The organism is Rhodococcus sp. BS-15 (genome assembly GCF_000813105.1).
In the GTDB taxonomy this organism is placed as follows: Bacteria; Actinomycetota; Actinomycetes; order Mycobacteriales; family Mycobacteriaceae; genus Rhodococcoides.
In genome coordinates, this window is sequence record NZ_BAOX01000206.1 from 1 (window position 1) to 9092 (window position 9092).

Below are 9092 nucleotides of genomic sequence, written 5' to 3' on the forward strand. Positions count from 1 at the left end.
CCCCGGCCGTCCCCTCGCGTCGACGGTGCGCGCGAAGGCCGGCGGCGCAGGGCCGTATTTCGCGCTACGGACGACGCTGCTCTCGCTCGAGAACACCCACAACTTCGCCGGCGGTGCTGTGATCGGAGCGGACGAGTGGTCGGATCTCGTTGCCGCCGGGCGTGATTGCGGACTGAAAGTCCACCTGGACGGCGCGCGGCTGTGGAATGCCGCTGTCGCCCTGGATGTTCCGGTCGCGGCGCTCGCTGCCGGTGCCGACACGGTGCAGGTGTGCCTGAGCAAGGGCCTCGGTGCACCCGTCGGCTCGATGTTGGTCGCGGATTCCGCGCGCATCCACGAGGCTCGGCGCGTCCGAAAGATGTTGGGCGGCGCGTCCGTCAGGGTGGTGTGCTGGCCGCCGCCGGGCTCGTCGCACTGGGTCGCATCGGTGATCTGGCCGAGGATCACGCCAACGCGTCCACCCTCGCTTCCGGGCTGCGCGAGCGAGGCTGGGAGGTACCGAAGCCGGAGACGAACATCGTCCTCGCCACGGTTCCCGACCCGGCGACGACGGTCCTCGAGCTGGCCGAGTTGGGCATCGCCGCGGTGACCGTCGCGGGCAAGGTGCGCTTCGTGACCCACCGCGACGTCGACGCCGCCGATATCTCCGAGGCGCTGGAGCGGCTGCGCCGCACGTGAGCGGCACTTCGTAGCCTGCTACGAGGAAACGCTCACGACCCGAAGGCGCTCCAATGCCTCCTCGACGTCGGCGGTCGTGCCTGCGAACGAGAATCGCACGGTGTGGTGTCCGCGTTCGGTGTCGAAGTCGACGCCGGGTGCCAATGCAACCCCGGTTTCGGAAAGCACTCGCGCGCACCAACTCCGCGAGTCGTCCGTCAGGTGCGCGATGTCGGCGTACACGTAGAAGGCTCCATCGGCCGGTGCGAGGTCGGTGATACCCATGTCCGGCAGACCGTCGAGCAGAATTCGGCGGTTGACGGCGTAGCGCTCGACGTGAGAATCCAGTTCGATGCGGGACTCCTCGGTGAACGCCGCGATGGCGGCAACCTGGGAGATCGCCGGTGGGCAGACCGTCATGTTCGACGCCAATCGTTCGACGGCTCTGCGCAATCGGGTCGGCAGCAGCATCCAACCCAGCCGCCATCCGGTCATCGAGAAGTACTTCGACACCGATCCGATTGCGACGGATTCTTTCGAGGTCTCCCAGGCGCTCGACGTACGCGCGTCCCCGTAGGCGATGCGTGTAGATCTCGTCCGAGATCAGGAGAGTTCCGTGCTCGTCGCACCAACGCGCAATTGCGGCCAACTCGTCGGGTTCGATGATCGTGCCGGTGGGGTTGGCCGGGCTCGCGATGATGAGCCCCGCGGGCGGCTCGGGCAGTTCCTCGAGCATCGCGACGGTTGGTTGGAATCGCGTGCTCTCCAAGCAGTCGAGCTCGACGACGCGGCAGCCCAACGCCGCCAACGTGTTTCGATACGCCGGATAGCCCGGCCTGGCCATGACGACGGTGTCCCCCGCGTCGAACGCAGCGAGGAACAGCAACGTGAACGCGCCCGACGAGCCGGTGGTGATCACCACGTCGTCGGCGTCGACGGTGATGCCGTACCGCGCGCTGTGATACTCGGCGATCGCGCGACGCAGCGGCAGAATCCCCAGCGTCTCGGTGTACCCGAGCAGGTGCGCATCCAGGGCCTCGCGAGTGGCGCGCAATACCGGCTCGGGCGCTCGCGTGGAGGGCTGACCTGCAGCAAGAGAGAGCACGTCGCCGTGAGTGCGCGCCCGCTCGGCCGCCGCGGCGAACACATCCATCACGTGGAACGGCTCGACCATCGATCGCTGCGATTCACTGTGCATTCGATCGACACTACTGACCTCACCGCCCACAATTCGCACTACCACACGGAATACCGTCGGAGCCCTCGCAAAGTGTGACCTGAGGTCAGTTATCCACAGGAATCAAGGCTATCCACAATTCGCGAATCTCTCTCCCGCGAAGACTATTTCGACGCAAGGCTGTACGAATGACGGTATACACGCAACAACAACTACTCGATTCGGGACTGACCAGAGGAGCTATCACCTACCGCACCAAGACCGGAAAGTTGACGCGGATACTGCCTGCCATCTACTGCACCGGCGAGCCCGATTTCCGCGACCGGTGCGCCGCGGTCACGTTGTGGCAACCGAAAGCCGTACTCAGTCACCTGACGGCTGCGTGGTGGTGGACCCTGCTCGACCACGAACCGGAGCAGGTTCACCTCACGATCGCTCGCTCGACGAAACGGGCGGGCCCGCCGTGGGTTCGCCAATACCGCCGAACCCTGATCGAGTCCAGCTACGTGGATCTGCTTCCCGTTGTCACGATCGAACAGTGCATCATCGACGCTGCAGCCATGTTGCCCACGACTGCACTGGAGCGATTCTTCGACGCCGCACTCACGCACAAGGTCAGCTGGAGGGCGGTTGCGCTGCAGTGTGAAAAGTCTGCGGGAATGGCCGGGATTGCAGCGGTGAGAAAACAACTACGCGTGTGTTGTGCACGCACCTTGTCCGAGCCGGAGCGAATAGTGGCGCGCGCACTCACGGCGCGGGGCTACCACTTGGAAATCAACGCCGAGGTGGGCCGGTACTTTGCCGACCTGATGGACCGGAGGTCACGGGTGATCGTGGAGATAGACGGCCGTGAGTTCCACGTAGAGTCCAAGGTGTTCACCAGCGATCGAGTTCGGCAGAACGCTTTGCAGCTCGACGGTTGGTTGGTTCTGCGTTATTCGGCTGCGATGGTGATGAGCAACCTCGCGTACGTGGTGGACCAGATTATCGATACGGTGCGTCGACGCCGGAAGGCACTGACCTGAGCGCCCACAATTCGCTCCCAAAATCGGGAAAAGGTGTTTCAGCACGAATAGTGGGCGCTGAGGTCACCTACAGCGAGATACGACCCTCCACCGCAGCCAGGCCGATATCAGTGCGGAAGTGGCTGCCCGGCAACCGAATTCCCGCGATACGGGAGTAGGCGTCGTCACGGGCGGCGGTGAGGTCGAATCCGGTGCCGACCACGCTCAGCACGCGTCCGCCCGCGGAGACGACCGCGCCGTCCTTCACCGCGGTGCCTGCATGCAGGACGCCTGCGCCTTCGGAGCCGAGAATCTCGTCACCGGTACGCGGTCGACCGGGGTAGTTCTCGGCGGCGATGACGACGGTGACGGCCGCGCCGTCCTTCCAGCGCAACTGTGGAAGTGAAGCAAGCGTGCCGGTTGCCGTCGCGTTCAGCACCTCACCGAGAGGTGAATCGAGCAGCGCGAGCACTGCCTGAGTCTCGGGATCGCCGAAGCGGCAGTTGAATTCGACGACCGCCGGGCCGTCGGCACCCATCGCCAGACCGGCGTACAGCAGACCGGAGAACGGCACACCACGCTGCACCATTTCGGCGGCAACGGGTTTCACCACGCCGCGGACGATCTCCTCGACTGCGGTCTCGGGCAACCACGGCAGCGGGGTGTACGCACCCATGCCGCCGGTGTTGGGTCCGGTGTCTCCGTCGCCGACGCGTTTGTGGTCCTGCGCGGGCAGCAGCGGCACCACGGTCTCGCCGTCGACGAGGCAGAAGAGGGACACCTCGGGGCCGTCGAGGAACGATTCGAGCAGCACCGGGTGGCCGTTCTCGAGGAGTTCGGCGGCGTGATCGCGGGCGACGAGCCGATCGGTGGTGACGACGACACCCTTGCCTGCGGCCAGGCCGTCGTCTTTGACCACCCAGTTGGGGCCGAAACGGTCCAGGGCTGCGTCGAGCAGGGCGGGCGAATCTACGATTTCACTGTGCGCGGTTCGCACACCGGCCGCTGCCATCACGTCCTTGGCGAAAGCTTGGACCCTTCGATGCGGGCGGCGTCGGCGGACGGGCCGAATGCGGCGATACCGGCTTCGCGGAGGGCGTCGGCCACGCCGAGGACCAGCGGCACCTCCGGTCCGATGACGACGAGATCGGCTTCGACCTTCTTCGCGAGTGCAGTCACCGCTTCGCCGGACGCCACATCGACGGCGTGCTGCTCGGCGAGCTTTGCGGTACCTGCGTTGCCGGGAGCCACGAAGAGCTTCTCGACCGACGGATCGGCCTTCAACGCAAGTAGAAGGGCGTGCTCACGAGCACCGGAACCTATGACGAGTACGCGCACAGTGCATCAGACTATCTGCTCGACGCGAAAGCGCCCCGCACCTGTCATGGTGCGGGGCTCTTTCGTGGTGGTTCGGTGTTACTGCGTGAGGTCGTAGAACGTCACGTTGTCGACGGTGGTCGCGGTGAAGTTCTCGGTGACCCACGCCGAGATCGCGGCCGAGGTACCCGACTCCATTCCCGGCATACCTCCGCCGCCGATGAAGTAGTGGATCTCTCCGTCGGCGACGTACTGCTGGAATTCGGCGAGGGTCGGCGACGGGTCGGTGCCGTTGAATCCGCCGATGGGCATGACGGGTTCCTCGGTGGCCAGTTGGTAGCCCGCCGCGGTGTTGGCCCCTATGGCCGCTGCCACCCAGGTGTAGGAGTCGGCGTCCTGCTCGAGCATCTCGGTGATCGCGGTGGTCGGCGTGCTGCCTTCCAGAAGACCACCCATTCCACCGCCCATACCGCCACCCATCTCGGCACCAGCCGCACCGTCACCACCCGGCATCTGGCCGGGAGCGCCCGCCGGTAGCTGCACCCCGGCCGGCAATTGCATCCCACCGGGCATTCCGCCCGGCATACCGCCCTGGCCTCGTCGACCCTCGCCCATGCCGCCGAATCCGCGCATGCCGGTGTTGGGTCCGGCCGAGACGATGGATCCGTTGTGCGGGGTGCCGATCGTGTCGACGGCGTACGCAGTCGGGCCTGCTAGTCCGGCGAACATCACCGCCAGGATCGACGCCGCAGCCAATCTGCCGCGGGTCAGCGCCGGGATCAGCAGTGCGATGACCGCGAGAACTCCGACGAAGAGAATTGCACACTTCAGCCAGGGCACAAAACTCTCGCTGCGACCGAGCAGCACCCACGCCATGGCTACGGTAGACGCCACCGCGACGGCCATTGCGATGCGCACCCAGTACCTCTCGCGTTGCCGCCACAGCACCACACTGCCGATGCCGACGAGAGCTGCGACGGCGGGCGAGAGCGCAACGGTGTAGTACGAGTGGAAGATTCCGGCCATGAAGCTGAACGTCAGACCCGTGACGAGCAACCACGATCCCCAGACGATCAGCGACGCTCGTTGTACGTCCGTCCGAGGGGCTCTGCCGCGCAACACGAGTCCGACGACGAGCAGGATCAATGCAGCCGGAATCAGCCAGGCGATCTGGCCGCCCTGGGAGGCGTCGAACATACGGAGAATGCCGGTCTCTCCCCAGATACCACCGGGCATCCCACCCGCGACGTCCCCGCCCATACCGCCGCGTCCCGGAGTGACACTTCCGGTCTCGTCACCGCTGAGGCGGCCGAATCCGTTGTAGCCGAGCGTGAGTTCCAGAATCGAATTGTTCTGCGAGCCGCCGACCCACGGACGGGAGGACGCCGGCCAGAATTCGACGATCAGCAGCCACCATCCGGCCGCGACGATCATCGCGCCCAGAGCTCCGAACAGCTGCCACAGCCGGGTGAGGAACTTCGGCGGCCCGGCGATCAGGTAGGTCAGTGCCAGCGGCGGCACCACGAGCATCACCTGGAGCTGTTTGGTGAGGAAGCCGAATCCGACGAACATGCCGGTGATCAACAGCCACTTGGTCTTTCCGGTCTCGACGCCTCGCAGCAGCGCCCATACCGATGCGATCATCAGCAGCACGAGCAGCGCGTCGGGATTGTTGAACCGGAACATCAGTGCGGCAACGGGAGTCACGGCCAGTACCAGGCCTGCGAGCAGACCGGCCGCGCCACCGAAGCGCCGCTTGACGGTGGCTCGCAACAGTGCCACCGAGGCGACTCCGAGGAGAGCCTGGGGCACGAGCATCGCCCAGGTGTTCAGTCCGAAGATGCGCACCGACAACGACATCAGCCACAGCGACATCGGAGGCTTGTCGACGGTGATCGAGTTGGCGGCGTCGGAGGATCCGAAGAAGAACGCTTTCCACGACACCGAACCCGCCTGTATCGCAGCGGAATAGAAGGAGTTCGCCCACCCCGAGGCGCCGAGTCCCCAGATGTAGGCGACACCGGTGCCGACCAACAGCGCGATCAGCCCGATCCATTCCCACCGTGGGGAGGTCGCAGGCGTGGACGGCGCAGCCGCCGAGGGGCGTTCGATCGTCGTCGTCACAGAGCTTTCTCCGAACCGGCGGACTGGGAATCGCCCGACTGAGAGCTACGGAAGACCCACCGCAGGGCGACGAATCGGCACACGGTGGCAACGAGATTGGCGACTATGAGGACGGCGAGTTCGACGTGCCGGGACACATCGGGTGCCCACGCGTGCAGCACGGCGAGCGATCCGCTGGTGACGAGGAGGGCGAAACCGAAGATCGCCAGTCCCTGCAGTTGATGCTTGCCTGCGCCGTCCGATCCGCGGACGCCGAAGGTGAAGGCGCGGTTGGCCGCGGTGTTGAGCACCGCGGTGATCAGCAGTCCGAAGAAGTTCGCGGCCTGCGCACCGATCAACGAGTGCAGCACCAGGTAGAGCAACGCGTACGCGACGGTGCTGGCGATGCCGATGATGCCGAATCGCACCATCTGGCTGATCATTCCGTGCGGTACTCCCGGCACGAGCGGCTCCCGTCCCAGGCTTCGACGCAGTTCGGCGACCGGAAGCACTCCGGTTGCCAGGGCGCGGCCGACGCGCCAGCATCCCTGCAGGTCCTTGACGGCGGTGTCGATGATGTTGACGCTGCTGTTCGGGTCGTCGACCCAGTCGACGGGTACCTCGTGGATACGCAGGCCGACCTTCTCCGCGATGACGAGCAGTTCGGTGTCGAAGAACCATCCGGTGTCTTCGACGAGCGGCAGCAGTTGCCGGGCCACATCGGTGCGCATGGCCTTGAAACCGCACTGCGCGTCCGAGAAGCGTGCGCGCAGCGAAGTGCGCAGAATGAGATTGTAACTGCGCGAGATGAATTCACGCTTCGCACCGCGGACCACCCGGGACGATCGGTTGAGCCGAGATCCGATGGCGAGGTCCGAGTGACCGGACATCAGCGGCGCGATCAGCGGCATCAGAGCGTTGAGGTCGGTGGAGAGATCGACGTCCATGTAGGCCACGACATCGGCGTCCGATGCCAGCCAGACGGCTTTGAGTGCCCGTCCGCGACCCTTCTCGTCCAGGTGATGAACCTGAACTCCCTCGATCTCGTCGGCCAGCCGATGTGCCACCGCGAGGGTGCCGTCGGTACTGGCGTTGTCGGCGATGGTGATTCGCGACCGGAACGGGATCCGGTCGTCCAGATGCTCGTGCAGACGACGAATGCACTGTTCGAGATCCGCCTCTTCGTTGTATACCGGGATGACCACCTCGAGAGTGGCCGTGGCGTTCGAGCCGGGCCGCTGGCCTGCTCGTGCGAGGGAATTCGTTGTCATGTGGACCAGAATCGGCCTCTGAGCTGGACCCACCCTGCGACGAACCTGGCAATCACCTGGGAGGACAGGAGCGGAGCCTGCGGAGCGACCGATGCGCAGGAGCCGCATAGGGCATCCTGTTCCCATGGCTTCCATTTTCAGCAAGATCATCGCCGGCGAAATCCCGGGACGTTTCGTCTGGCAGGACGACGACGTGGTTGCGTTTCTGACGATCGCACCGGTCACCCAGGGCCACACGCTGGTGGTTCCGCGTGAGGAGATCGACCAGTGGCAGGACGTCGACGGTGCCGCGTTCGCCAAGATCACCGCCGTTGCTCAGATCATCGGCCAGGCGGTCAGGACCGCGTTCGACGCTCCCCGCGCCGGGTTGCTGATTGCCGGGCTCGAGGTGCCGCACCTGCACCTGCATGTGTTTCCGGCCTACGACATGGGCAACTTCGACATCTCGGGTGCCGATCCGAATCCCTCCGCGGAGTCACAGGACGAGGCGGCGACCAAGCTCCGGGCGGCGTTGCGTGACCTCGGACACGAGGCATACGTCCCGAACTGACACCTCTGCAGCCGAGAGCCTCAGCGCAGGGGCGTCAACAGTCGTCGACGCGTTCGCAGGTGCATCGACACATCGTCGGATCGGGTGTCGGGGTCGTAGCCCGGGCCGATGTCGGTGTCGATGTCGTGCGGCCCGGGTGCAACTCCGCATTCGGGGCACATCCCCAGTGGTCCGAGGTCGGTTCCGCAGGGCGCGTGCATGAATCGTCGACGCTTCCCTGCGGGTTTCGCGGTCTGTTCCTCGCCCCAGTAGCTCAGGGCGAAGACGGCGGGCCACAGTCGTTCGAGGGCGGCCGTCGGAACGTAATCATCGTGGCCGCCCTCGAAGGCCCGAGCTCGTCGTTCGAGCAGCCCGGCGTCGACCAACGCGCCGAGTCGTTGCGCGAGAACGGCCTTGGAGATGTCGAGGTGGACCTGGAAGTCGCCGAAGCGTCGGACGCCGAAGAAGCAGTCGCGCACGATGAGCATGGTCCAGCGCTCGCCGACGAGTTCGAGGGCACGGGCCAGGGAGCAGTCCTGACGGGCGTAGTCGATTCCGAGTGCCATGACGCGATAGTACAGTCTGTTGACCGAACCAAGTTGGGCGTTTACAGTTCGATCACCAGACCAAAAGGACGACGATGACCGACACTGCACCCTCGCCCGCCGGCACCACGAACAGCACCCGAGCGCTCACCATCGCAGCGCTCGGCACCCTGCTGACCCTGATGGCGTTCACTGCACCGCTCGCGACGATCAACAGCACCGCGGCCGATCTGATGTCCGACGCAGCAGGACGCACCTGGATTCTCAGCTCGATGAGCATCGGCCTCGCCGCCGCGCTGCTCACCACCGGCACCGTCGCCGACGACTTCGGCCGTCGCCGCACGTTTCGCACTCGGAGCCGCCGTCCTGGCCGTCGGCGCGATCGTCTGCGCAGTCTCGCCCAACACGCTGATTTTCGTTCTGGCGCGCATCCTTCAGGGCCTCGGCGGCGCGGCCGTCGTCGCGTCGAGCCTGGGCATCATCGCGCAC

Annotated in this window: 6 protein-coding genes and 4 pseudogenes; 5 read left to right on the forward strand and 5 right to left on the reverse strand. The window is 65.5% G+C overall.

What is annotated here, in order from left to right; all coding sequences use genetic code 11:
• Positions 1-25: 25 nt before the first annotated feature.
• A pseudogene (locus tag RHBS_RS30960) lies at positions 26-313 on the forward strand (beta-eliminating lyase-related protein); the annotation flags it as partial.
• Between the two features lie 74 nt (positions 314-387).
• Positions 388-678, forward strand: coding sequence for a hypothetical protein (locus tag RHBS_RS30965; RefSeq protein WP_237669463.1), 291 nt, complete (start codon positions 388-390; stop codon positions 676-678).
• A gap of 18 nt (positions 679-696) precedes the next feature.
• On the opposite strand, the pseudogene RHBS_RS19515 reads toward RHBS_RS30965, so the two are convergent.
• Positions 697-1855 (reverse strand): annotated as a pseudogene (locus RHBS_RS19515) (pyridoxal phosphate-dependent aminotransferase).
• A 167-nt stretch (positions 1856-2022) separates the two neighbouring features.
• Between RHBS_RS19515 and RHBS_RS19520 the strand changes: the two are divergent.
• A complete protein-coding gene (locus tag RHBS_RS19520) occupies positions 2023-2859 on the forward strand; it encodes a DUF559 domain-containing protein (protein ID WP_128646263.1) in 837 nt (278 codons plus the stop codon).
• Positions 2860-2926: 67 nt separating this feature from the next.
• Here RHBS_RS19520 and purD read toward each other — a convergent pair.
• The 3 genes and pseudogenes from purD to RHBS_RS19535 all read right to left on the reverse strand — a co-directional run bounded on the left by purD (position 2927) and on the right by RHBS_RS19535 (position 7529).
• Positions 2927-4176 (reverse strand): annotated as a pseudogene (gene purD, locus RHBS_RS19525) (phosphoribosylamine--glycine ligase).
• A 78-nt stretch (positions 4177-4254) separates the two neighbouring features.
• The gene (locus RHBS_RS19530) at positions 4255-6279 is read right to left on the reverse strand and encodes a glycosyltransferase family 39 protein (protein WP_121870837.1); all 2025 of its coding nucleotides are present in this window, start codon (positions 6277-6279) and stop codon (positions 4255-4257) included.
• Complete coding sequence (locus tag RHBS_RS19535; RefSeq protein WP_121870838.1) at positions 6276-7529, reverse strand: bifunctional glycosyltransferase family 2/GtrA family protein; 1254 nt, start codon at positions 7527-7529, stop codon at positions 6276-6278. The genes RHBS_RS19530 and RHBS_RS19535 overlap by 4 nt, the downstream gene beginning before the upstream one ends.
• A 124-nt stretch (positions 7530-7653) precedes the next feature.
• Between RHBS_RS19535 and RHBS_RS19540 the strand changes: the two genes are divergently transcribed.
• Positions 7654-8079 (forward strand): HIT family protein, encoded by a 426-nt coding sequence (locus tag RHBS_RS19540; RefSeq protein WP_121870839.1) that lies wholly within the window; start codon positions 7654-7656, stop codon positions 8077-8079.
• 20 nt (positions 8080-8099) lie between these two features.
• Here RHBS_RS19540 and RHBS_RS19545 read toward each other — a convergent pair whose 3' ends face one another.
• Positions 8100-8624: a helix-turn-helix domain-containing protein gene (locus tag RHBS_RS19545; RefSeq protein WP_121870840.1), complete on the reverse strand. Its 525-nt coding sequence runs from the start codon at positions 8622-8624 to the stop codon at positions 8100-8102.
• Between the two features lie 74 nt (positions 8625-8698).
• On the opposite strand from RHBS_RS19545, the pseudogene RHBS_RS19550 reads away from it, so the two are divergent.
• Positions 8699-9092, forward strand: a pseudogene (locus RHBS_RS19550) (hypothetical protein); the annotation flags it as partial.